Origin of the sequence: Marinicella gelatinilytica (assembly GCF_026410405.1) — a bacterium.
Lineage (GTDB): Bacteria > Pseudomonadota > Gammaproteobacteria > Xanthomonadales > Marinicellaceae > Marinicella > Marinicella gelatinilytica.
Genome location: NZ_JAPMLN010000007.1, coordinates 81015 through 103374 on the forward strand (window position 1 = coordinate 81015; position 22360 = coordinate 103374).

General features: G+C 43.2%; 22 protein-coding genes. 13 read left to right on the forward strand and 9 right to left on the reverse strand.

The window, feature by feature from the left end; all coding sequences use genetic code 11:
- Position 1 precedes the first annotated feature (1 nt).
- From cyoE to OS173_RS06300, 3 genes are read left to right on the forward strand one after another with little or no spacing between them, the layout of a single operon-like run.
- Positions 2–910 carry a heme o synthase gene (cyoE, locus tag OS173_RS06290; RefSeq protein WP_267183424.1) on the forward strand — a complete coding sequence of 303 codons (909 nt, stop codon included), beginning with the start codon at positions 2–4 and terminating at the stop codon, positions 908–910.
- On the forward strand, positions 907–1662 hold the full coding sequence (locus OS173_RS06295; RefSeq protein ID WP_267183425.1) for a TatD family hydrolase: 756 nt from the start codon (positions 907–909) through the stop codon (positions 1660–1662). Before cyoE ends, OS173_RS06295 begins: the two co-directional genes overlap by 4 nt.
- Positions 1659–2399, forward strand: coding sequence for a tRNA threonylcarbamoyladenosine dehydratase (locus OS173_RS06300; RefSeq protein ID WP_267183426.1), 741 nt, complete (start codon positions 1659–1661; stop codon positions 2397–2399). The genes OS173_RS06295 and OS173_RS06300 overlap by 4 nt, the downstream gene beginning before the upstream one ends.
- Before the next feature lie 37 nt (positions 2400–2436).
- Here OS173_RS06300 and lysM read toward each other — a convergent pair whose 3' ends face one another.
- Positions 2437–2946 carry a peptidoglycan-binding protein LysM gene (lysM, locus tag OS173_RS06305; protein WP_267183427.1) on the reverse strand — a complete coding sequence of 170 codons (510 nt, stop codon included), beginning with the start codon at positions 2944–2946 and terminating at the stop codon, positions 2437–2439.
- A gap of 162 nt (positions 2947–3108) precedes the next feature.
- Between lysM and OS173_RS06310 the strand changes: the two genes are divergently transcribed.
- The 3 genes from OS173_RS06310 (at position 3109) to mnmG (ending at position 6456) form a co-directional block, all read left to right on the forward strand.
- A complete protein-coding gene (locus OS173_RS06310; RefSeq protein WP_267183428.1) occupies positions 3109–3351 on the forward strand; it encodes a hypothetical protein in 243 nt (80 codons plus the stop codon).
- Positions 3352–3421: 70 nt separating this feature from the next.
- A complete protein-coding gene (locus tag OS173_RS06315; protein WP_267183429.1) occupies positions 3422–4513 on the forward strand; it encodes a glycosyltransferase family 9 protein in 1092 nt (363 codons plus the stop codon).
- Positions 4514–4584: 71 nt separating this feature from the next.
- On the forward strand, positions 4585–6456 hold the full coding sequence (gene mnmG / locus OS173_RS06320; RefSeq protein ID WP_267183430.1) for a tRNA uridine-5-carboxymethylaminomethyl(34) synthesis enzyme MnmG: 1872 nt from the start codon (positions 4585–4587) through the stop codon (positions 6454–6456).
- Here mnmG and ttcA read toward each other — a convergent pair.
- Positions 6453–7262: a tRNA 2-thiocytidine(32) synthetase TtcA gene (gene ttcA, locus OS173_RS06325; protein ID WP_267183431.1), complete on the reverse strand. Its 810-nt coding sequence runs from the start codon at positions 7260–7262 to the stop codon at positions 6453–6455. The genes mnmG and ttcA overlap by 4 nt on opposite strands.
- 136 nt (positions 7263–7398) lie before the next feature.
- Between ttcA and OS173_RS06330 the strand changes: the two genes are divergently transcribed.
- Positions 7399–7602 (forward strand): YdcH family protein, encoded by a 204-nt coding sequence (locus OS173_RS06330; RefSeq protein ID WP_267183432.1) that lies wholly within the window; start codon positions 7399–7401, stop codon positions 7600–7602.
- A 56-nt stretch (positions 7603–7658) separates the two neighbouring features.
- Positions 7659–8555: a hypothetical protein gene (locus OS173_RS06335; protein ID WP_267183433.1), complete on the forward strand. Its 897-nt coding sequence runs from the start codon at positions 7659–7661 to the stop codon at positions 8553–8555.
- Between the two features lie 29 nt (positions 8556–8584).
- On the opposite strand, the gene OS173_RS06340 is transcribed toward OS173_RS06335, so the two are convergent.
- The gene (locus tag OS173_RS06340) at positions 8585–9901 is read right to left on the reverse strand and encodes a DUF1501 domain-containing protein (protein ID WP_267183434.1); all 1317 of its coding nucleotides are present in this window, start codon (positions 9899–9901) and stop codon (positions 8585–8587) included.
- A 5-nt stretch (positions 9902–9906) separates the two neighbouring features.
- Positions 9907–11685, reverse strand: coding sequence for a DUF1800 domain-containing protein (locus OS173_RS06345; protein WP_267183435.1), 1779 nt, complete (start codon positions 11683–11685; stop codon positions 9907–9909).
- Positions 11686–11865: 180 nt separating this feature from the next.
- Between OS173_RS06345 and OS173_RS06350 the strand changes: the two genes are divergently transcribed.
- Together OS173_RS06350 and OS173_RS06355 are read left to right on the forward strand one after the other, a co-directional pair.
- A complete protein-coding gene (locus tag OS173_RS06350) occupies positions 11866–12711 on the forward strand; it encodes an AAA family ATPase (protein WP_267183436.1) in 846 nt (281 codons plus the stop codon).
- 4 nt (positions 12712–12715) lie between these two features.
- Positions 12716–13891 carry a vWA domain-containing protein gene (locus OS173_RS06355; protein WP_267183437.1) on the forward strand — a complete coding sequence of 392 codons (1176 nt, stop codon included), beginning with the start codon at positions 12716–12718 and terminating at the stop codon, positions 13889–13891.
- Here the strand turns inward: OS173_RS06355 and OS173_RS06360 are convergent.
- A complete protein-coding gene (locus OS173_RS06360) occupies positions 13888–14397 on the reverse strand; it encodes a GNAT family N-acetyltransferase (RefSeq protein WP_267183438.1) in 510 nt (169 codons plus the stop codon). The two genes, OS173_RS06355 and OS173_RS06360, sit on opposite strands and share 4 nt — an antisense overlap.
- A gap of 253 nt (positions 14398–14650) precedes the next feature.
- Here OS173_RS06360 and OS173_RS06365 point away from each other — a divergent pair, with 253 nt between their 5' ends.
- Complete coding sequence (locus OS173_RS06365) at positions 14651–14944, forward strand: hypothetical protein (protein ID WP_267183439.1); 294 nt, start codon at positions 14651–14653, stop codon at positions 14942–14944.
- Between the two features lie 87 nt (positions 14945–15031).
- The gene (locus OS173_RS06370; RefSeq protein WP_267183440.1) at positions 15032–15637 is read left to right on the forward strand and encodes a carbonic anhydrase; all 606 of its coding nucleotides are present in this window, start codon (positions 15032–15034) and stop codon (positions 15635–15637) included.
- A 3-nt stretch (positions 15638–15640) separates the two neighbouring features.
- Here OS173_RS06370 and hemW read toward each other — a convergent pair whose 3' ends face one another.
- The 3 genes from hemW to rph are packed head-to-tail and all read right to left on the reverse strand — an operon-like array spanning position 15641 to position 18113.
- Positions 15641–16789: a radical SAM family heme chaperone HemW gene (gene hemW, locus OS173_RS06375; RefSeq protein WP_267183441.1), complete on the reverse strand. Its 1149-nt coding sequence runs from the start codon at positions 16787–16789 to the stop codon at positions 15641–15643.
- Positions 16789–17385 carry an RdgB/HAM1 family non-canonical purine NTP pyrophosphatase gene (rdgB, locus tag OS173_RS06380; RefSeq protein ID WP_267183442.1) on the reverse strand — a complete coding sequence of 199 codons (597 nt, stop codon included), beginning with the start codon at positions 17383–17385 and terminating at the stop codon, positions 16789–16791. Before rdgB ends, hemW begins: the two co-directional genes overlap by 1 nt.
- Before the next feature lie 2 nt (positions 17386–17387).
- The gene (rph, locus tag OS173_RS06385; RefSeq protein ID WP_456085703.1) at positions 17388–18113 is read right to left on the reverse strand and encodes a ribonuclease PH; all 726 of its coding nucleotides are present in this window, start codon (positions 18111–18113) and stop codon (positions 17388–17390) included.
- Between the two features lie 410 nt (positions 18114–18523).
- On the opposite strand from rph, the gene OS173_RS06390 reads away from it, so the two are divergent.
- Positions 18524–21544 carry a Kelch repeat-containing protein gene (locus tag OS173_RS06390; RefSeq protein WP_267183444.1) on the forward strand — a complete coding sequence of 1007 codons (3021 nt, stop codon included), beginning with the start codon at positions 18524–18526 and terminating at the stop codon, positions 21542–21544.
- A gap of 79 nt (positions 21545–21623) precedes the next feature.
- Here the strand turns inward: OS173_RS06390 and mtgA are convergent, their stop codons facing one another.
- Positions 21624–22334, reverse strand: a complete 711-nt coding sequence (gene mtgA, locus OS173_RS06395) for a monofunctional biosynthetic peptidoglycan transglycosylase (RefSeq protein ID WP_267183445.1) — start codon at positions 22332–22334, stop codon at positions 21624–21626.
- Between the last annotated feature and the right edge of the window lie 26 nt (positions 22335–22360).

Below are 22360 nucleotides of genomic sequence, written 5' to 3' on the forward strand. Positions count from 1 at the left end.
TATGACTCGAATCAAACAATACTTTGCATTGACCAAACCCGGCGTGGTGCTATTAATTTTGTTCACGGCGTTTGTGGGAATGCTACTGTCTATGCGTAATTTTCCACAATCGGAGTGGATTGTTATTCTCTGGGGGTTATTGGGCATTGCTTTGAGTGCCGGCGGCGCGGCGGCCATTAATCATTGGGCCGATCAAAAAGCCGATAAGGTGATGTTGCGAACGCAACATCGTCCCTTACCAAGCGGTGGATTGAAAACTGTCAATGTCTTGGTTTTTGCCGGTATTTTGTCCATTCTTGGCACCCTGATACTGGTCTATTTCGTTAATGTTTTAACGGCGGTGCTCACCTTTATTTCTTTAATCGGTTATGCCTTTGTCTATACCATGTTCCTAAAACGGGTAACGCCACAAAATATCGTGATTGGAGGTTTGGCGGGTGCCACACCACCGGTATTGGGCTGGACCACGGTAACCGGGCAAGTGACGCCGGATGCGCTGTTATTGTTGGCAATAATCTATGTCTGGACGCCGCCACACTTTTGGGCATTGGCCATTTTTCGCAAAGAAGACTATAAAAAAGCCCATATCCCCATGTTGCCGGTAACCCATGGGGTGAAATTTACAGAATTACACATAATTTTTTACACCATATTATTATTTATCGTTACATTATTTCCTTTTTTAACCGGCATGAGTGGAGTTATTTATTTGGCCGGAGCAGTGATTTTAGGCGGGCGTTTTCTGTGGATGACATTTGAATTAAAACGCACCCAATCGCCGCTGTTGGCATGGAATACCTTTAAATACTCTATATGGTATTTAATGTTGTTGTTTGCATTTTTGTTGGTAGATCATTACATAATTTGGGGTGATGTCATGCCACGCTTGTTTTCAGAGCCGGTGGTTTGATTGATTCACATATCCATATTGATGACGCCCGTTTTGACGATGATCGTCAACAACTGTTATCGGATGCTCGACAGTCAGGGGTAACAGGTTTTGTTTTGCCGGCCACTGTGGCTAAAGGCTTTTCCAAAATAAAATCCATTGCCGCTGAAAATGACGATGTTTTTCCGGCTTATGGTTTGCATCCGTATTTTGTTGATCAGCACCAACAGCAAGATTTAGATATCTTGGCTGAGTTTTTACAAAATAATCAGGCGGTGGCTTTAGGTGAATGTGGTTTGGATTATTACCGTGATGATTTAGACCGCGATGACCAGCAGTATTATTTCGAGCAACAGATTAAAATGGCTAAGAATCTAAATCTACCGCTTATTTTGCATGTTAATGGTGCAGTGCAAGCTGTTTTTGAGGGTTTGAAAAAGCATGATTATTATCGGGCTGTCATGCACAGTTTTAATGGCTCAGTGGAGCAGGCAAGACAAATCACTGAAGCCGGCGTGTTGTTGGGTTTTGGCACTGCAGTGGTTAATCCCAAATCTCACAGATTGCATGAAGTGGTCAAATCAGTGTCTTTAAAGCATGTGGTGATTGAAACTGATGCGCCAGATCAGCCGTTATACCATAAAAGCAAAGAACGTAATTTGCCGGCTGATTTAGTGGAAGTGGCGGAAGGCATTGCGCAACTTAAAAATACCTCAGTCACTGAGTTAGTAAAGCAAACAAATCAAAACTGTCGACAGATTTTTAATGTATGAAAGAGCGCTTTAGCGGTATTGAACGACTTTACGGTGAAGCCGGTTTTCAGCGCTTACAGCAAGCACACGTGGCGGTGGTTGGTGTAGGTGGTGTGGGTTGTTGGGCGGCAGAAATGTTGGCCCGTTGTGGCGTTGGTGAAATAACGCTGATGGATGCTGATGAAGTCTGTGTAACCAACATTAATCGTCAGATACATGCGTTAAATAGTACCGTAGGGCAATCAAAAGTGTCGGCAATGAAGTCGCGGATTCTTGATATTAATCCCGAATGTATGGTCCATGCCCATGAGCAATTTTTTATGGACACCACTGCCAATACACTGTTAGACACTGATTTCGATTTTCTCATTGATGCCGTCGATTCCATTAAGCACAAAGTGTTGTTGTTGACGTTATGCCACAAAAAGACAATTCCGGTGGTTACCACAGGTGGTGCCGGTGGTAAAAAACAACCTAATAATTTACAAGTGGCTGACTTGAATCAAACCTATGGCGATCGATTGCTTAAGAAAGTGCGTTATGAACTGCGCCGATATAATGACTTTAATGGATTAAAGAAGTTTGGTATAGCGGCTATTTTTTCCGATGAACAGATGACGTCTCCGTTCTGTGAAGCCTCGGAACAGCGTTCTTACCGCTTAGATTGTGATTCTGGTTATGGAACAACGCCCACAGTCATCAGTGGCTTCGGTATCATGGCGGCTGATTTCGTTATCCAAGGTTTAATAAAGCAATAACGGTGCAATTACGCACCGTTATTGGCTGTTCAGCGATTTACTTAGGAATACGTAATACCTGGCCGGGATAAATTTTATCGGGGTTTTCAAGCATAGGTTGATTGGCTTCAAAAATTTTCGGGTATTTCATCGCGTCACCATAAAATTGTTTCGCAATTTTTCCCAAAGTGTCACCTGATTTAACCGTATAAGTACGTGATTCCCAATTGCTATCACCTTCCACTTTCATTTCTTTTACTGCATGCTCCTGCATTTCCTTAACAGCTTCAGTGGCATCGTCCGGTGGTGTTCCTATCAATAAATTATCCTGTACCCGAGAAACACCGGCAATATTACCTGCTGTCAATACAGCTTTTTCTTTTTGTTCATTATTTGGCACATAACCTGATAATGTAACAACCCCGGCTTTGAAATCGGTGTTAACATATTCGGTGCTAACGCCACTGTTCTCAATGTGCTTAATGATAGGCATGGTGACATCTTTTTCAGGTTTGTCTTTACCGAAAACTTTGGCGCCTGCATCACTGATAAAATCAAAAAAGCCCATATATCTGTTCTCCTTAAATAAATTTAATTTAGCATATCAGTCATTATAATTTTGTTCAATCGATTCATTTAAATTTCATATGCGGCCAGAAATAATCATTATTTGGCCCTCCTGTTGACATATTCAGTGGGCAAAATGACTGTTTTTATCAGGAGATTCCAAATGACAAAACAGCATTCCATAAGAACTGAGCTAGAACAACAGGCACAACGAAACCTTCAGGTTAAAACAAATTATAACCACAATAAACAATCACAAAACCGTAAAAAAGATCCATTACGGTTGAATTGGCGAGATGCCGTGATATTTTCATTACTGGTTGTTTTTAGTGGAGGCTATTGGCTACAAGCCCCGAACTTAGACACTGTAAGTAATCAAAACAAAAGTCGTCCAATCAATGATTAAAAAACCAAGTCATTTCCGCATTGCGACATCGGAATAAGCATTTGTATAATAACCCGGGTTTTAGGGCTGAATGACAGTATCTATGAAGGTGTTGGTTATCCAAATGAAAATGATCGGTGATGTGCTTGTTAGCACCTTGGTTTGTGAAGCCATAAAGTCACAATGGCCTGAAGCAACAGTTCATTATTTAGTGAATGACAATACCCAAGCCATTGTGAGCAACCACCCGGCTGTCGATAGGCTATTGGTGTTTAAACCTGGTGATGATGATACCTTTCGCGGTTTTTATAATTTTGTCAGAAAAATCAGGAAGCAATCCTATGACCGTATCTATGATGCCTACGGCAAAACCCAGAGTAACTTAATCAGCTTATTTTCAGGTGCTAAGACGCGTGTGTCTTATTATAAATGGTATTCATTTTGGTGCTATACACAAACCATTAGACGCGATCAACACGCTAAAACGGCGGCAGGTTTAGCCATTGAAAATCGTTTGCGTCTGATTTATCGAGATCGTGATTGGACTGAAAAAGTGAGTATACCGAAGATTTACCTGCACAAGGAGGAACAGGCAGAAGCTGATCAGCTATTGGCAGCAGCTGGCTTACGGCACAAGAAGCTCGTCATGATTAGTGCATTGGGTAGCAGCCAAGAAAAAACCTTACCGCTGTCGTCAATGGCGTTAGTGATCGATCATGTGGTTAAGCATAATGCTGTTGAGTTGCTCTTTAACTATCTACCTCATCAGCAACAGCAAGCCCAAGAGCTCTATGAATTATGCCAGGTTGAAACAAGACAACATATTCATCGGAGTGTAATTGGTCGAGATTTACGGCAATTTTTGGCATTGCTTAATCGCTGTCAAGCCATCATTGGGAATGAAGGCGGCGCCATTAATATGGGCAAATCACTTAACTTAGCCACTTTTAGTATTTATGCGCCATGGATCAGCCCTGAAAGTTGGGGAATATTTGAGGATGGCGAAAAAATTCAATCAGTTCACTTGCAACAATATCAGCCCAAGATTTATCAGGGTGTTAAACATAAAGCGCTAAAAAAGCATTCAGCAAGATTATACCAACAACTCAAACCGGTATTATTTTACTCACGATTAATGCATTTTTACCAAGCCAATAATTATTTCCAAGACATTAAAAAATAGATTCATCATTATAATTTGTGATTAGCCAGTTTTACCTATACAATAAGGGGTTGCTTTAAATTTAATCTGTTATGCAGTATCCACAAATTTTTGATGTTATCGTGGTGGGCGGAGGCCATGCCGGTACCGATGCGGCCTTAGCCGCGGCGCGCACCGGTGCCAGCACCTTGCTGTTGACACATAACATCGAAACCATCGGCCAGATGAGCTGTAATCCCGCCATTGGCGGTATTGGTAAAGGTCATTTGGTGAAGGAAATTGATGCTTTGGGCGGTGTTATGGCGCAAGCCACCGATCAAGCAGGCATTCAATGGCGAACCTTAAACGCCCGAAAAGGTGCGGCCGTACGTGCCACCCGGGCGCAATGTGATCGAAATTTATACCGTGCTGCGATTCGGAAGGTTATTGAACACCAAGAAAATCTGCATATATTTCAACAAGCGGTGGAAGACCTGATTATTGAAAATGATGTGGTCAAAGGCTGCATCACGCAAATGGGTGTCACCTTTAGAGCAAAAACTGTGGTGATGACCGTTGGTACTTTTTTGGGCGGGCAAATTCATATCGGCACCAGTCAATATCAAGGTGGACGGGCCGGAGATCCGCCAGCGACTGTGTTGGCACAAAAGCTCCGGGCTTTGCCCTTTGCTGTGGCACGTTTAAAAACCGGTACTCCGCCACGCATCGATGGTAAAACCGTTGATTTTTCAGTGATGGAAGAACAACCCGGGGATTTACCGATGCCGGTATTCTCTTATTTAGGCGATGTGTCTGATCACCCTGAGCAAGTCAGTTGTTATATAACCCACACCAACCTAAAAACCCATGATTTTATTCGCGGTGGTTTAGATCGATCACCCATGTACTCAGGCCGCATTGAAGGCAAAGGCCCGCGTTACTGTCCGTCGATAGAAGATAAAATCATGCGTTTTGCCGATAAGGATTCGCATCAGATTTTTGTTGAGCCGGAAGGTTTAAATACCCAGGAATTGTACCCCAATGGGATTTCTACATCTTTACCATTTGATGTTCAGATTCAATTGGTGCGCTCCATTAAAGGATTTGAGAAAGCGCATATCACGCGCCCCGGCTATGCCATAGAGTATGACTTTTTCGATCCCCGCGGCTTATTGCCGTCCTTAGAGACTAAGTATGTGGAGAACTTATTCTTTGCCGGTCAGATAAATGGCACCACCGGTTATGAAGAAGCCGCGGCTCAAGGTTTAATTGCCGGCTTAAATGCGGCCCGTAAAGTGGCCGGTAAACCAAGTTGGACACCGGCACGGAATGAGGCTTATATCGGGGTCTTAATTGATGACTTAATCACCCAAGGTGCCAGTGAACCCTATCGTATGTTTACTTCTCGGGCCGAATACCGGCTCATGTTGCGCGAAGATAATGCCGATTTTCGTTTAACCGAAAAGGGTTATGAATTAGGACTGGTTGATGACCATCGCTATCGAACATTTATGGATAAAAAACAGCATGTCGAAGCATCCTTAGCAAGTCTAAAATCAGTGTGGTTGTCTCCGCACAATGAATTAGGTCAGAAATTCATGACCCAATCCGGTATCCAAATTAGTAAAGAAACCAGTGCCTATGATTTACTGCGTCGTCCGGAAGTGAATGTTTCGATGTTTATGGGTTTTGAAGAAATCAGCCTGCCGAATCGCAGCAAAGATGTTTTAGATCAGGTGGAAATTCACACCCAGTATGCCGGCTATCTGGCACGTCAACAACAGGAAATTGACAAAGCCAAATCCCAAGAGGGCAAGCCGTTGCCACTTGATTTTGATTATAGCCAGGTGAATGGTTTGAGTTCTGAGTTGATAGAAAAGCTTAATCAGGTTAAGCCTGCCACCATTGGTCAGGCTTCACGTATGCAAGGTATGACTCCGGCAGCCATTTCCTTGCTGTTAGTTTATTTAAAAAAAGCCGGTTAAACAAACTGCGGTAATCCTGCTGCACGACTGCTTAGTGATTTAAAATCAACCAGCTCACCATCACCCAACTGAGTTGGTGCAATGTTCTTAATGGCGCGGGCAATGTTGTCAACACGACCGGGTTGAATATGATCCCATTGTTTGAGCATTTGTTTAATGGCCTGACGTTGCAGATTGTCTTGTGAGCCACATAGGTTACAGGGGATAATCGGGAAATCCATCATTTCAGCATAATCTGCAATGTCCTTTTCCCGACAGTAATAAAGTGGCCTTATAACCGTATTGCGGCCATCATCACTGATAAGTTTGGGCGGCATGGCCTTAAGTGTACCGCCAAAAAACATATTTAAAAACAGCGTTTCCACTACATCATCCTGGTGATGACCCAAAGCGATTTTATTGCAGCCTAATTCGCCGGCTACGCGGTAGAGAATGCCACGCCGCAGCCGTGAACACAAACCACATGTGGTTTTACCGTTCGGTATCTTGTCTTGAACAATGCTGTAGGTGTCTTCTTCAATGATGTGGTACTGGACACCTTGTGCCGCTAAATAATTGGGCAAAATATGCTCAGGAAATCCGGGTTGTTTTTGGTCTAAGTTGACTGCGATTAAATCAAAAGAAAAGGGTGCTTTGCGTTGAATGTCTTGTAGTAATGCGAGCATGGTGTAGGAATCTTTACCGCCGGATAAACATACCATCAGCCGATCACCGGCTTCTACCAGTCCATAGTCAGCAGATGCTGAAGTCATTTGACCGCGTAATTTCTTTTTGATATGTGCTATCGGGTTCTTGGTTTTATTCATAAATGACAATAATGACAATAATGGTGGTGAACTTTGCCGATAGATTTTATACTAAAGAAATACATAGTGTCAGTAAAATTACTGGCAGCATAGTTGGATGAACTGAACTGATATAGCAACATATAGTGGAGTCGACATGGCATTAAAAGAACATCAAATTAAACAACGCTTAGAACAACTCAAAGAAAAACATGATGCATTGGAATCTCGTTTAATTGGTTTAGAGTCCGCACCTGAAGCCAATGAGCTTGATATAAAACGGGTGAAAAAGGAAAAGTTAAGTTTGAAAGATGATATCAAACATTACGAAGATATGTTGATTCCGGACATGGACGCCTGAACCATTTATGCTTTAGTCACTCTAAAACAAACAAACAAACTAACAAATGGAATATCATGAAACATAAAACTGGTTTGCTGAGCATTGTACTGTGCTCAATTTTAATTTTTCTTATAGCGCCCACGACTTCAGCTGAACTGACTGTGTCAGAGAAACTGCCTGAGCAATATATTCGTATGGCAGAAGACGGTAATGCCTTGCAAGTGGCTTTGGTGCGCTTTAAGCCACGCACAGGTCAGCAAGATTGGTATCTTGATTTGGTGAGTGCGGTGCATGTGGCTGATGCAAGATATTTTGCGGATTTAAATAGTCGCTTTGCTGAATATGATACGGTTCTTTATGAAATGGTGGCCCCTGAAGGGACTAAAATAACACCCAGACAACACAATGAATCCGGAGACAAAGCCTCGGCCGGTAAAAATAATCTGTTGACGAACATTCAGCTTAAAATGACCGATATACTGGGATTGACCTATCAAATGGATGGTGTCGATTACAGTCCAAAGCATTTTGTTCACGCCGACTTTAGCCCGGATGAATTTAAAAAAAGTATGGCCAATAGGGGCGAAACCATCACCGGCATGATTTTGCAAATGTGGCGTGCAGGTCTGGCCCGAGACTTGACTGCCGGTGCCGCCAGTCAGCTCAGTTTATTTACCCTGCTGATGGCAGATGACAAGCAGCATGCGTTAAAACGCATGGTGGCTCAGGAATTGGCTGATGCTGAATCTATAATGACCGCCTTTGAAGGCCCTGAGGGCTCCACCCTGGTGGCCGCCAGAAATCAAAAAGCATTAAATGTGCTAAAGCGCACCTTAGTGGATAAAAAGCCTCAATCCGTGGCGATTTTCTATGGTGCCGCCCATATGCAAGATTTCCAACAACGTTTAATCAAAGACTTCGATCTGGTGCCAACTTCAATTGAATGGCTGGACGCCTGGAACTTGCAATAATCGACTGTTAACAACTATCCAAGTTAAACTTAATCAAAACCCGATGCAAAAATAGGGTCGTAGTTGGCGTCGAAAATGGGGGTCATGTCGTCACCCTGGACGATATTCAAGGGGTTGTAATTGTTGTAGTCAGGGAAGATGTAGCCTAAAAATCGGTTGCGCATGCGTTTCATCAGGATTTCACTGATGACATCGCGATAGTCGGTGGTGACATTGACATCACCGCCTTCAAACAATTCATTGGCTGCAAGACCCGGGAATTGACCGTGAAAACCAGGGTTAACAGTATCACCAATAACAAACATCGGATTGCCATAACCGTGATCAGTGCTGTTGGCGCTGTTTTGATAAGCGCGGCGACCAAATTCGGATTGCACAACAATGGTAAAACGCCCCGGGTGGTGGGCGTGCAAATCTTCATAGAAGGCCGACAAGCCCGCGGATAATTCAGCGGCTAAATTATTAAATCGGTAGCTTTGCCCGTCATGGGTATCCCAGCCGCCGGTGGGCACATAAGCCACTTCCAAACCGATATCTGAACGGTATAATTGTGCCACGGTTTTGAGCTGATCACCCAATTGACTGTCAGGATACACTGCATTATTGCCCGCTTGATAATTATCCCAATCAATACTTTGAATGACTTGTGAAGTGTATAGTGCCTGGTGGCCCACAGTGGCTTCGGGGCTGTTTGGGTTTTCATACAGTCTGTTTAAAGTTTCGGCTTGTGATGCACCCCAGGCCCAATGGCCTTTTGACATGGTGAAATCTTCGGGATCATTAACCGCTAAGGCAGTCGGGTCACCTAAAAAAGCCGCCGAATTGGCATCGCCCGGTATCACCGAAGGTATCAGTGCATTCTCGGGCGTATGCAAGGATGATTGAAAATAACGGGTCAGCCAGCCGGTACCTGCCGTGGCACCTAAATCCTGAGCGCCCAATTCCATGTATTTAGTGGCCTCAAAGTGACTGCGGTTAGATTGGCTTAAGCCGGTGGCATGGACAATCGCCATTTTATTGCGGTTGAATAAGTCCGCCATTCCCGCCGCTGCCGGATGCATGCCAAAGGCGTTTTGACCGTTTAAGGCCAGTGATTCCGTGTTGGCAATATGTAAATTAGGTCGCAGGTCGTTACGGTAATAATTATAGTCATTGCCGCTTCTTGGCGGTACCATGTGTAAACCATCCATGGCGCCGTTCAGAAATACGTACACCAGTAAATCCCTTGCCGGGCCATCATTTGTGCCCAGTAAATTACGGGCCATGCCCAACTGTAAGCCTCCCAAACCCGATAAGGTGATAACACCGCTGCCTTGGATAAATTGTCTGCGATTGATTTTTTTCATAACAGTTACCGGTAAAGAAATTCAGGGGTAAAAAAAATGGTGGCCACCATGGCGTACAGTTTATCTTGATTATAAGCGGGCCAGTTGTTTACAGTTAAATCCATGGCTGAATTGTGATCACCGCCAATGGCATTGCGGTGATCATCACTGGCCATTAAATCAGCCAGGTGATTGTGGGTGGTGCTATCCGGCAAAGCGCCTATAATTTTTTCATACCAAAAATCAACCAACTTCGCGGCAGTGTGATCATTGGCGTTGGGTAGGCCAATCAAGGTGTCTTCCAGTACTTTGTTGAGAAGAAACCGATCGTTCGGTTCGCCGCCATCTCTGTCAAAATGGCTAATCCATTGTATGAATTTCCATGTGGCCACCATGCTTAATGTACCCAGCCAGTGAGATGTCACATCTGGATAGCCGTTGGGTGATGCCCAGAAGAAAGGTTGCTGGCCGGTATCAAACAGTGTCCAATAATGCCACCCTGTATGCTCGACTTCAGGATTAAATCTGAATTTATACTGTAGCTGTCGCATGGCGCCGATGATACGCTCAAAAGGCCGTTTGACTTTTTCACCCCAAGTGGTCAAGAAGTCATTGGATTTAAGTAAAGTTTCCATCGCCAATTTAATCTGATCGGGTGCTTGCCAGTTTTGTTGTAAGGTATTGGCGACAGCATCAATAATCGCAGTATTCGGTTCATCAGAAATGAAGCGACGACACAATTTTTCTGCCAAAAAACGATTGGTACCCGGATGTTGAGCCAATAAATCTAAAATCTGATTAAGATCTTGTTGTGGGTTGGCGCTGGTGTAATAAAAATCTTCACCCAGTACCCGTTTGGTACCGGTGTCATGCCAATCATTGCGGTATAAAAATAAGCCGGTGGCGACTTTCCCGTCCTGAAAATCCCACCAACTGGCACCACTAAAAGACCAGCCGGTTAATGCCCGTGCCATTTCTAAGACGTCAGCTTCCACATAACCTGTGCGATAGCCGTCATTATCAAGCGGTACGTCTTGCCAGTCCATGTGCCCGAAGTAGTTATCCGCCCCCAGGGTATGTAGTTCCATCACCTCGCGGGCAAAATTCTCATTGGGTGCTGAAGCTCTGTTAGAACCATTATTGAGATAGATGAGCATGCACGTTGAGCGGGTGACTTGGTATAGCATTTCTCTGAAATTGCCCAGCACATTCGGCCGAATCACATCGCGATCATAATGCACAAACATCGGCTGCACACCATAGGCATCATTGGAAATATTGAAATGGTTGTGCCAAAAATCCGCCATCATTTCCTTTAATTGACGCTTAGAATGTATACCGCGAAGGATGGTTGCCAAAGAGACCTCCCGCGAAGGTCGAACCAAATGTGACCATTCATAGGTGTCACCATTTGCTTTTCTGAAATGTTGTTGATACAGCTGTTGGCGGGTTTTGTTCAGTGTGGTAAAGCCATTGGCGCCTGTTAAGCGTTGTTCACAGGCCGTGTCATTAATGGTGTGCGGGTTAAGTTGTTCGTCAATATAAGCCATCACTTTGGTCTCATCGCTGACGCCAGGTAATTGCTTAATGTGTGCAACGTCGCTGCTGTTAGGTCCATAGGCCATTTTACTCAACACGCGGTGAATTAAATTAGGCGGATTGGCTGCTGCTTTGTTGGTGCTGCTGATAAAAGCATGGGTTTTTATAACCGGTTGCTTGGGACGGCGGCTTAATTTCTTCTGTTGACGGTAACCGGCAATGTCTTTATTCGGTTTTTTTCGCTTGGGCGTATAATCAATGGGCATGGCTTTTTCCTCAATGGATGCTTCTATTTAACGTCTGTTGCTGTTAATAAATTGAGAATAAACGCACATTTTTAAGCCGTAAAAGTAGGTTTCAGTGAAAAATAACCCTTTTTTAACCCTTTTAACAAGCTTGGTTGATTCTTGTTAAAATGGTCAGCTTTTAAAACAACAATTAAATACATGACAAAATTTACCGGCAGTGACAATTATGTGGCCACGGATGATTTGCAATTGGCCGTGAATGCGGCCGTGACTTTACAGCGACCTTTACTCATCAAAGGCGAGCCGGGCACCGGCAAAACAATGTTGGCTGAAGAAGTGGCGGCGGCCATGGGCAAACAATTACTCAGCTGGCACATAAAATCCACCACCAAAGCACAACAAGGCTTATATGAATACGATGCAGTCTCGCGTTTACGCGATTCGCAATTGGGTGATGATAAAGTCCATGACATCAAAAATTACATTAAACCCGGAAAACTCTGGGAAGCGTTTACCAGTGATGAACAAGTGGTGTTACTGATTGATGAGATTGACAAGGCCGATATTGAATTTCCCAATGATTTATTGGTGGAGCTCGATAAAATGCAGTTCAGTGTCTACGAAACCGGTGAAACCATCACTGCTAAGCAACGCCCGATTATTATTATCACCAGTAACAATGAAAAGGAATTGCCCGATGCCTTCTTGCGCCGCTGTTTTTTCCATTACATCCGTTTCCCCGATAAGAAAACCATGCAGGCCATTATTCAGGTTCACTTTCCGAATTTAAAAAAGGACTTACTGAATGCCGCCTTGGAAACCTTTTTTGAAGTGCGTGATATTCCCGGTTTAAAGAAACGGCCATCAACCTCTGAGCTGATTGATTGGATAAAATTATTGGTGGCCGATGATATTCCACTGGAAACCTTGCGCAATAAAAGCATTAAAGAAGCCATTCCGCCTTTATATGGTGCCTTGTTAAAAAACGAGCAAGATGTGGAAATGTTGCAGAAACTGGCTTTTATGATGCGTCGCGAAGCGTAAATTTATGCTGATAGATTTTTTTTATACATTAAAAAAGGCCGGCTTACCGGTGACTGTAAAAGAATTGTTGACGCTGTTGGAAGCCCTGGATAAGCAGGTGGTGTTTGCTTCGATTGATGATTTTTACCTGCTAAGCCGACTGTGTATGGTTAAAGATGAGCAACATTTTGATCGTTTTGATCAGGCCTTTGGGCATTATTTTCATAACCTGGAGATGGTGCAAGGTTTAGAGGAGTTTTTGATTCCCCATGACTGGCTCAATCCTGAATGGGTGAATAACCTGACGGATGAAGAAAAAGCACAGATTGAAGCCTTGGGTGGTTTTGATAAGCTCATGGAAACTTTGAAAAAACGACTGGAAGAACAGCAGGGTAAACATCAGGGCGGTAATAAATGGATTGGCACCGGTGGTACCTCGCCTTTTGGTCATGGCGGCTATAATCCCGAAGGCGTCAGAATTGGCGGGCCGGGACGGCACCAAAGAGCGACTAAAGTCTGGGAAAAACGCCAGTTTAAGAATTTAAGTGACGAAGTGGAGATCGGTACCCGTTCGATCAAGATGGCGCTGCGTCATTTACGCCAGTTTGCCCGCACCGGTGCCGCTGAAGAGTTGGATTTAGATGACACCATTCGCTCAACCGCTAAAAATGCCGGCTTATTGGATTTGAAAATGCGCCCTGAAAAACATAACGCCGTAAAATTGTTGATGTTCTTTGATGTGGGTGGTTCCATGGATTACCACATTGAACAGGTGGAGCAATTGTTCTCGGCGGCGCGCAGTGAATTTAAACACCTGGAATACTATTATTTCCATAATTGTGTCTATGAACATTTGTGGCGCGATAACAGCCGACGCTGGGACCAACCGCTGAATACCTATGATGTATTAAACACATATGGTGAGGACTATCGTGTGATTTTTGTTGGCGATGCCGCCATGTCACCGTACGAGCTGACCCATGCCGGTGGCTCGGTGGAACATATGAATCAGGAAGCGGGATTGATTTGGCTGCAGCGGTTATTGGACAAATGGCCGAAGCATGCCTGGCTGAACCCCATTCGACAAGACTATTGGGATTACACCCATTCAACCCAGATTTTAAAAAAAGTGGTGGATGGGCGCATGTACCCCATGACATTGTCAGGCATTGAAGCCATGGCTAAATCATTGTCGGCCTAAGCAGACTTTTCAGCGGCCTGGTTAAAAACCTTTTTTTGTAATGAATAATGGTGATCGCCTTTGAGTGTGGCCGTGCCTTCTTCGACAAAACCCAAACTATCATGAAAAGCCAACGACTTTTCATTGGGCGGATCCATGTGAATTTCAGCAAACATATAGTCAATGTTGTTTTTCTCAGCATAGCGAAAAGCGCGCTGATAAAATTCACTACCGATACCGCGACCGCAAAAATCATTATCCACAGCCACCCGATCCACGTAGATAAAATTATCGTAGCGTTTTTGAAACCAGCGAAAATTTTCGCTTTCATAATCGGCATTGGATTTAACCAACATAAAAAAACCGGCAAATTGACCATCGACTTCAGCCACTAAGACATAGCTGTTATCCTCGTTGATGTTATCAAATTGACTGGCCGACATGGGGCTGAGCAACTCGACAAACTTCTCATTAAGTTTGAGTAAATTTTGTAAATCTTGTTCGCGCTTAAAAGGTCTAATTTCCATAAATAGTTTGTTTTTGATTGAATAAAAGGAAGGGTAAATAAGTGTTAATCTGAAGCTACTGCGATTAACAAGCGACACATTTTAGCACTTTTAATAAAAAAAATAAAGAAATCAGGTGTTTAATGATGATTTGATATGGGCGGACAGCTGATTTGCGATTTTTATAGATTCCGGATTTTAATGAAAAATAATTGTAGAAACGCTGTTGCTTGCAATATTATGTATACTTTTGTTGAAACTCCTGAATAGAACCATGAAAAAATCAACAATTTTACTGTTAGCAGTGACGTCGTCATTAATGGCATTGTTCAGTGTCATGCCGGAAAAAGATAACTATTACGAAACGGCCATGAATTTAGTGGCAAAAAATCATGATGCACCTGTTAATCAGTTGCAAATGGTGTCAGGCAGCTATCAAAATTTGATGCTGTTTAAAACGGTTGAAGTTAAACTGCGAACAGCGCAATCAGAAACGATCCGGGCGGTGATAAAACAAACACCTTTTTCTGATTGGTCATTGAACACCTATGCCGTGGTAGATGATTGATTGATTGATTCAAATGACCTTGTGGTTAACACTTCGGTTTTACCGCAAACACATTTATAATGACGGCTTTCACATCAATTCCAGTCTATGAAAAGAGCCCAAGAAGCCCTGGCTAAACTGAAAGCCGGCAACCAACGTTTTATTGATGAGCACCAAAGTCCCAGTGGTGAGATTAGTGGCCAAAAACGCATGGAGTTGACTCTGGGACAGAAACCTTTTGCGGTGATTTTAGGTTGTTCCGATTCACGGGCACCGGCGGAGTTGGTGTTTGATCAGGGTTTGGGTGATTTATTCGTGATTCGGGTGGCCGGTAATATTGTCGCGCCTTCTTTAATTGGCAGTATTGAGTTCGCGGTGGCTGAATTTGGCACACCGCTGGTGGTGGTCATGGGTCATACTGAATGTGGTGCGGTCACCGCCACTTTGAATGACATCAGGCAACCCGGCGCGGTTTCACATCATATCCAATCCATTGTTCGTCGTATTAAACCGGCGGTAACCCCCTTAACTGATTTGGCCGGTGTGGAAAATGTCACCGTTTCTCAGGCTGTGAAAGCCAATGTCCTCAAGTCCGTGGATCAGTTATTGGCCTCTTCAGATATTTTGGAAGACGCATTGGGTTCGGGAAAACTGGAAATTGTCGGTGCCTGTTATAATATTTCCACCGGTGTGGTCGAATTTTACGACCAATAACAATTACACAAGCTGTTGTAAGATTGAATCACTGTTCAAAAAACCGGTTTCGGTTAAGGTGATTGATTGTTCATTGAGTCGGTACCAGTTTTCAGGCACTGATTCTTTGAACAAGGTTATTAAGCGGGTTACCGGTAAACCGGTTCGCTCGCGAAAACGAGTCAAGGGCATCGGTTCTTTTAAGCGCAGATGATTCAACAAAAATTCAAACAATAAATCATCCGGAGTCAGTGTTTTTTGTTCGATAATACGTTTATCCTGACGCACCGTGTTTAAATACGTTTGCGGATGCTTTTGTTTCATCAATCGGATAATTTCGCCGTTGTGTCCCCGGGTAATTTTACTGTGGGCGCCGGCACCAATGCCTAAATAATCACCAAAGCGCCAATAATTAAGGTTATGTTCGGACGGGTTATTGTCACCGGCATAGGCAGACACTTCATATTGCCCGTAACCGGCTGCGGAAAGTATGTCCCGGCCTTGAAAATACATGTCTTGTTGCACGCCTTCATCGGGAATACCCGGCGGCGGTTTGACTGCAAACAACGTATTGGCTTCTAAAGTCAGCTGGTAATAAGACACATGTGGTGGTTGTAAATCTAACAGCGCATTTAAGTCATCCCGTGCGCCGGAGAGGGTTTGTTCAGGTAAGGCAAACATCAAATCGGTATTAAAATTAGTAAAGTCCGCTTGTTGGGCTTTTTTGATGGCGTTGATTGCTTGCGCGGCATTATGAATACGTCCCAACACCTTGAGTTTGTTATTGTCCAAAGATTGCACACCAAAGGACAAACGGTTAATGCCGGCTTGTCGATAAGCCGCTAAATGATCAAATTCCTGACTGCCGGGATTCACTTCCATGGTGATTTCTGCATCCGGACGGATTGCTAGCAAAGCACGGATACCACTGAGCAGTCTCTGCATGGCCTGGGCTGAAAATAAACTCGGCGTACCGCCACCCATGAAAATGGTGTTGATGGTACGACCCCAAATCAACGGCAAATCCTGTTCTAAATCCGCCAATAAGGCATCCACATATTCGGTCTCGTTTAAGTTGGTTTTTAACTGATGGGAATTAAAATCACAATAGGGGCATTTTTGCACGCACCAGGGGAAGTGAATGTATAAACTGAGTTTTGGTGGAGTCAGCATCAAGATTGCTTATTATGAGCCAGCAGTTGTTTTAAGTTCTGCACGGCCTGACCGCGATGAGAAAGACGGGATTTTTCGTCGGCTGGTAACTGGGCTGCGGTGCATTTAAGATCAGGTAAATAAAAGAGTGGATCATAACCAAAACCACCGTCACCGCTTGGCTGTAAACAAATTTCGCCATACCAGCGACCTTCGGCAATCACAGGTGCCGGATCGTCGGCTTGTTGCATCAATACCAGGCAACAATAGAAATAAGCCTGACGCTGCTGGCTATTGTGCAAGGCTTTTAACAGTTTTGCATTGTTGTCTTTGTCATTGGCATCATCACCGGCGTAGCGTGCAGAATAAACCCCGGGTTCACCATTCAGTGACGGCACAATCAGACCCGAGTCATCAGCCAGAGTCGGTAAACCGCTTAACCCGGCGGCATGACGAGCTTTAATGATGGCATTTTCAACAAAAGTGGTGCCGGTTTCGGCGACATGATAGGCGCTGTCTTTGGGTTGTGGCTGTAACGAATAGTCGAAATCAGCCAAAGCCAAAGTCAGTTCCTTGAGTTTACCGGCGTTGCCACTGGCTAACAGTAATTGTTTCATGATTATTTGAGTATGGCTTGTTGTTGCGCATGTAACAGTTGACGAATGCCGCTTTCAGCCAAATCCAGTAATTGATTTAGCTCATCACGCCGAAAGGCGTGACCTTCCGCGGTGCCTTGTACCTCGATAAAATGCCCACCATCGTTCATCACCACATTCATATCGGTTTCTGCCTGAGAATCTTCAGGGTAATCTAAATCCAACACCGGTTGTTGGTTATATATCCCCACCGACACCGCCGCCACCGAACCATATAAGGGATTCTTTTTAATGGTGTTGTTTTTTAATAACGTTTCAACCGCATCATACAGCGCCACATAAGCCCCGGTAATGGCCGCAGTGCGGGTGCCGCCATCGGCTTGAATGACATCGCAATCCACGGTAATGACCCGTTCACCCAGCGCCGACAAATCGACAATGGCCCGCAAAGAACGACCGATTAAACGCTGAATTTCTAAAGTGCGACCACCTTGCTTCCCGCGCGCCGCTTCCCGACCATTACGGGTATTGGTGGCCCGAGGCAACATACCGTACTCAGCCGTCACCCAACCCTGACCCTTACCCCGCAACCAAGGCGGCACCCGGTCTTCAACACTGGCATTACACAACACTTTGGTGTTACCACAAGAAATCATCACAGACCCCTCCGCATGCATGGTGTAATTCCGCTCAATACGGATCGGCCGTAGTTCATCGTTGCTTCGTTTGGATGGACGCATAAATAATATATTTAAAAAAAGAGTGTCATTTTAACACTTATGAAAGTTCTTGGCTCTTCATTCGCCTATATGTGTGTAGATGTGTAACGCGAGCAGGACGCGGAAGTGACTACTTTTGCCATCGTGATTACTGTGTGGTAAAAGTGAAAGCCGGCGTCATGGATGGCGTTGATAGAGTCAAAATAGGATTAGAGATTGATACCGCAGTGAGCATAGCAAAGTCTATGCACCCGCCGCTCTGAATTTAAGCGTAAAGTAAATTAAAAAGCTGTCAGAAATTGTCACCAGTTAAAAGTATTCACATAATTAAATTCTATTAACCTAATTTATGCCGCATCAAGATGCAATTGATGAGTTAATTATTGCCAATTACATTCAGTTTGACTAAGTTAGTGTTTTGTAGTTTAAAAGGATTAAAAATGATTGTACTAAGTCAATTTCAAAAGTCAGTGGTAATTCTTGTTATTTTAGGCTTATCTTTTTCTATAGGTGCAAAAAACAAGTTGTCTGAAATCAATTGGCTCGATAGTAGCCAATATTATGACAGTCGAATTGCCTGTGAGTATAAAATTCAAGAAGAAAAATGGGCTAATAGTCATTGGCCAGTAGAAAATGATTCTCCTAAGCCTGCCTTCACAGAAATTGCTGATCAAGAAAATATTAAAAAAATTGTTCTATCAAACCTGAAAAAGGAAACTGTTCTGCAAGAGCATTTTGGGATAACTTTTACAGCGCATCAAATTCAAACAGAACTTAATAGAATAGTTCAACAAACCAAAGCGCCGGAACGTTTAAAAGAAATTTTTAGAACTTTTGATAATAATACGACCACCATTGCTGAGTGCCTCATTCGACCCAGTTTAGTCAATAAAGCATTTAAATATCAGTACCATTCAAACTACAAATTACATAATGATTTAAGAAAAAAAGCTGAAAAAGAGATAGCTGATTATCAAAAGGATTTTAAAGTTGACGTTTTATACGCTGAAATTAATAATACAGTTTACCGTCTTAAATTAAACGACTATAAATCAAAATCTAAAAGCCCCAATAAACTTAATGAATTAGATTTGAATCAAGACCAATGGGATGACCTTTTGGGTACGTTGGATAAAAGCAATCAATTGGTAGAAAAGTCTGATTATTTCATATATCAAAGAGTAGTAAGTCAAAATATAGAGTCCATTGTATTAGAAACGTTGACATGGAAGAAAGAACCCTCCGAAAAGTGGTTGGCAAATCAAAACATTGATAAAGTTATTAGTCCCAATATTTACCATAATCTAAAACTCAATGAAATCAGTGGTCAAACGCAAAACTTTTCTAAAAATAATTCAGATAGTGGGTTCTGGGAAGATGCAGATTATGTATTACAAGGCCGAAGATGGCATACTGCTATTTGGACAGGTAATGAAATGATTATTTGGGGTGGAAACTATTATGAAGGTATTGCTATTTATCTTAGCTCAGGATATCGATACGATCCAATAACTGATACTTGGGCCGTAATGAGTAAAGTAAATGCCCCATCGGAAAGAAAATTGCATACTGCTGTTTGGAATGGTAACGAAATGATTGTGTGGGGGGGGCGTAAATTTGATAAAGTTTATAATAATGGAGCTAAGTACAATCCTAATACTGATAGTTGGAGTGACATTAATACTATCTCTTCACCGACCGCAAGAGCGAGCCATACAGCTATTATAGCTAATAATGAAATGATTGTTTGGGGAGGTTCTGACAACAATGGGCTTGTTAATACAGGTGCTCGATACGATATATTTAATGACACATGGCAAAATATAAGTACTAACAATGCCCCCATAGGTAGAGCACAACATTCTGTAGTTTGGACTGGGAATGAGATGATAGTGTGGGGTGGTCAAATATATGATTCAATTAATGGTGGTGTTCAAGGCACTGAAACAGGCGGTCGCTACAACCCTTTGAGTAATAGTTGGGTTGCAACTTCACTAACTAATGCACCATTGAGTAGTGGCAACGGTTTTTCTGATAGCGCAATCTGGACAGGCAACGAAATGATCGTTCCTGCTTCTGGAGGAGGAAAAAAATATAACCCAGTATCTGATTATTGGTTAGATATCAATAGTACAAATGCTCCTTTGGATGCGTTTGAAGAAAATATTGTCTGGACAGGTACAGAAATGATTGTTTGGCAGTCAATTGATCTTGGAGGCGGTGGTCGTTATAACCCAGTGAGTGACCAGTGGACAACCATGAATACGAATGGAGAACCTTCTTTACGCTTATATGGAGCAACAAGTGTTTGGACAGGAGAAGAAATGATTATTTGGGGAGGCAGAGGTTCTGGGGAATATGATGATAGAGGTGCCCGCTACAACCCAATTAGTGATAATTGGTCAGAAATGTCAACAGTTGTTAACAATTTAGAACCTATCAACCGATCAAACCATACAGCTATTTGGACTGGTAGTGAAATGATAATTTGGGGTGGTGAGGCTTTTGGGCAGTATCTTAATTCTGGTGGTCGATACGATCCATTAACCCATAGTTGGAAACCTGTTTCTATGATAAATATTCCGGAAGCAAGAAAAGATCATACCGCTGTTTGGACCGGGCGTGAAATGATAGTTTGGGGCGGTCAAAATAACAATAACTATTTAAATTCGGTTGGTAAATATGATCCTATATCAAATACATGGGGTAATGATTTATATGCACATTTCGGGCTTATACATCACACTGCAATTTGGACGGGACGAGAAATGATTGTATGGGGAGGACAGCGTTTTAGTGGACAATGGCAATATTATAATTTAGGTTTCAAATATAATCCTACTGAAGACACATGGACCCAAATAAATTCAGGTTTTACTCTTGCCCCTAGAGCGCGTCATACTGCTATTTGGACCGGTGAGAAAATGATTGTCTGGGGTGGGGAGTTTTTTGATGGTAATTATACATTTTTTGACACAGGTGCTACGTATGATCCCTTTAATGGAGAATGGACTGAAACTTCAACTGCAGGTGTACCAGAAGCACGCGCAACTCATAATGCGGTTTGGACTGGCAATCAAATGCTTGTTTGGGGTGGCACAGGTAATGGTCTTTATCAATCCGGTGGTAAATTTGATCCAATAAATAATTCTTGGATTTCAATGACTAATATTGATGCGCCGAGTGGGCGATATGATCATTCGTCAGTATGGACTGGTCGTGAGATGCTTGTTTGGGGTGGATTTGATGGTAACTATTTAAATACAGGTGGTAAATATAATCCAATTACTGACACTTGGACTGAAACGACTTTATTAAATGCTCCCGAAAGTAGAGATAAGCATACAGCTGTTTGGACGGGACGAGAAATGATTATTTGGGGTGGTAAACCAGAGGCGGATCTTGGAATTTATAGACCAAATAATCCTGATTTAATATTCAAAGATGGGTTTGAAGATTAGTTTATAGTCAATTTAATGTTCTGAAACAATTATGGGGACTTAATAACACTAAAAAAACTTATAGAAAAGGCTTAGATGCCTACAAGCCATCCAGATAATTTTCGCCACCCAGTTGTTTAACCTGTTGTTCTATCCAGTGGGCGCGTTGTTTCATGTAATCGGATGCGGGTTGGATTTCATATTTTTTCGGTGCCGGTAAACGGGCGGCCAACAAAGCGGATTGATGGGGGCTCAAAGAATCAGCCGAGATGCCGAAAATGGATTGGGCGGCGGCTTCGGCGCCATAAATGCCATCGCCGAATTCAGCCACATTTAAATAGAGTTCAAGAATGCGTTGTTTGGGAATCATAATTTCGATGGCGGCGGTGAAATACGCTTCTAGGCCTTTACGAATCCAGCTGCGACCCGGCCATAAATACAGGTTTTTCGCCAATTGTTGACTGATGGTGCTGGCACCGCGCATTTGTTTGCCGGCTTGGCGGTCTTCAAGAACTTGTTCAATGGCCGCCAGATCAAAGCCCCAATGATCGGCAAACTTTTGATCTTCGGAGGCGATGACTGATATGGCTAGCGCGGGTGCAATGCGTGATATATTTCGCCACTCATGTTGCAGCTCGATGGCGTCGTATTCTTGATTGTACATGCGTTGTAGCATAAAAGCGGTGGTGGGCGGGTTAAACCAGCGCAATACCAGCACCAATGATATGGTGATTAATAACCAAAGCAATACCAGCCTGACAAACCAGCGCCTGATGGTTGAAAATAAACTGCGTCTTTTGGTTTTTGTCATCGTCTTTTAAAGTGGTTACACGGTAA

What these genes read in the sequence shown, in the direction of transcription:
- OS173_RS06360 (WP_267183438.1), bottom strand. Translation starts at nt 14,397, where the DNA reads ATGGAAATTAGACCTTTTAAGCGCGAACAAGATTTACAAAATTTACTC.
- OS173_RS06340 (WP_267183434.1), bottom strand. Translation starts at nt 9,901, where the DNA reads ATGAAAAAAATCAATCGCAGACAATTTATCCAAGGCAGCGGTGTTATC.
- OS173_RS06330 (WP_267183432.1), top strand. Translation starts at nt 7,399, where the DNA reads ATGGCATTAAAAGAACATCAAATTAAACAACGCTTAGAACAACTCAAA.
- ttcA (WP_267183431.1), bottom strand. Translation starts at nt 7,262, where the DNA reads ATGAATAAAACCAAGAACCCGATAGCACATATCAAAAAGAAATTACGC.
- lysM (WP_267183427.1), bottom strand. Translation starts at nt 2,946, where the DNA reads ATGGGCTTTTTTGATTTTATCAGTGATGCAGGCGCCAAAGTTTTCGGT.
- OS173_RS06315 (WP_267183429.1), top strand. Translation starts at nt 3,422, where the DNA reads ATGACAGTATCTATGAAGGTGTTGGTTATCCAAATGAAAATGATCGGT.
- OS173_RS06350 (WP_267183436.1), top strand. Translation starts at nt 11,866, where the DNA reads ATGACAAAATTTACCGGCAGTGACAATTATGTGGCCACGGATGATTTG.
- OS173_RS06300 (WP_267183426.1), top strand. Translation starts at nt 1,659, where the DNA reads ATGAAAGAGCGCTTTAGCGGTATTGAACGACTTTACGGTGAAGCCGGT.
- hemW (WP_267183441.1), bottom strand. Translation starts at nt 16,789, where the DNA reads ATGCTGACTCCACCAAAACTCAGTTTATACATTCACTTCCCCTGGTGC.
- OS173_RS06345 (WP_267183435.1), bottom strand. Translation starts at nt 11,685, where the DNA reads ATGCCCATTGATTATACGCCCAAGCGAAAAAAACCGAATAAAGACATT.
- rdgB (WP_267183442.1), bottom strand. Translation starts at nt 17,385, where the DNA reads ATGAAACAATTACTGTTAGCCAGTGGCAACGCCGGTAAACTCAAGGAA.
- OS173_RS06365 (WP_267183439.1), top strand. Translation starts at nt 14,651, where the DNA reads ATGAAAAAATCAACAATTTTACTGTTAGCAGTGACGTCGTCATTAATG.
- OS173_RS06370 (WP_267183440.1), top strand. Translation starts at nt 15,032, where the DNA reads ATGAAAAGAGCCCAAGAAGCCCTGGCTAAACTGAAAGCCGGCAACCAA.
- OS173_RS06335 (WP_267183433.1), top strand. Translation starts at nt 7,659, where the DNA reads ATGAAACATAAAACTGGTTTGCTGAGCATTGTACTGTGCTCAATTTTA.
- cyoE (WP_267183424.1), top strand. Translation starts at nt 2, where the DNA reads ATGACTCGAATCAAACAATACTTTGCATTGACCAAACCCGGCGTGGTG.
- mtgA (WP_267183445.1), bottom strand. Translation starts at nt 22,334, where the DNA reads ATGACAAAAACCAAAAGACGCAGTTTATTTTCAACCATCAGGCGCTGG.
- OS173_RS06355 (WP_267183437.1), top strand. Translation starts at nt 12,716, where the DNA reads ATGCTGATAGATTTTTTTTATACATTAAAAAAGGCCGGCTTACCGGTG.
- mnmG (WP_267183430.1), top strand. Translation starts at nt 4,585, where the DNA reads ATGCAGTATCCACAAATTTTTGATGTTATCGTGGTGGGCGGAGGCCAT.
- OS173_RS06310 (WP_267183428.1), top strand. Translation starts at nt 3,109, where the DNA reads ATGACAAAACAGCATTCCATAAGAACTGAGCTAGAACAACAGGCACAA.
- OS173_RS06390 (WP_267183444.1), top strand. Translation starts at nt 18,524, where the DNA reads ATGATTGTACTAAGTCAATTTCAAAAGTCAGTGGTAATTCTTGTTATT.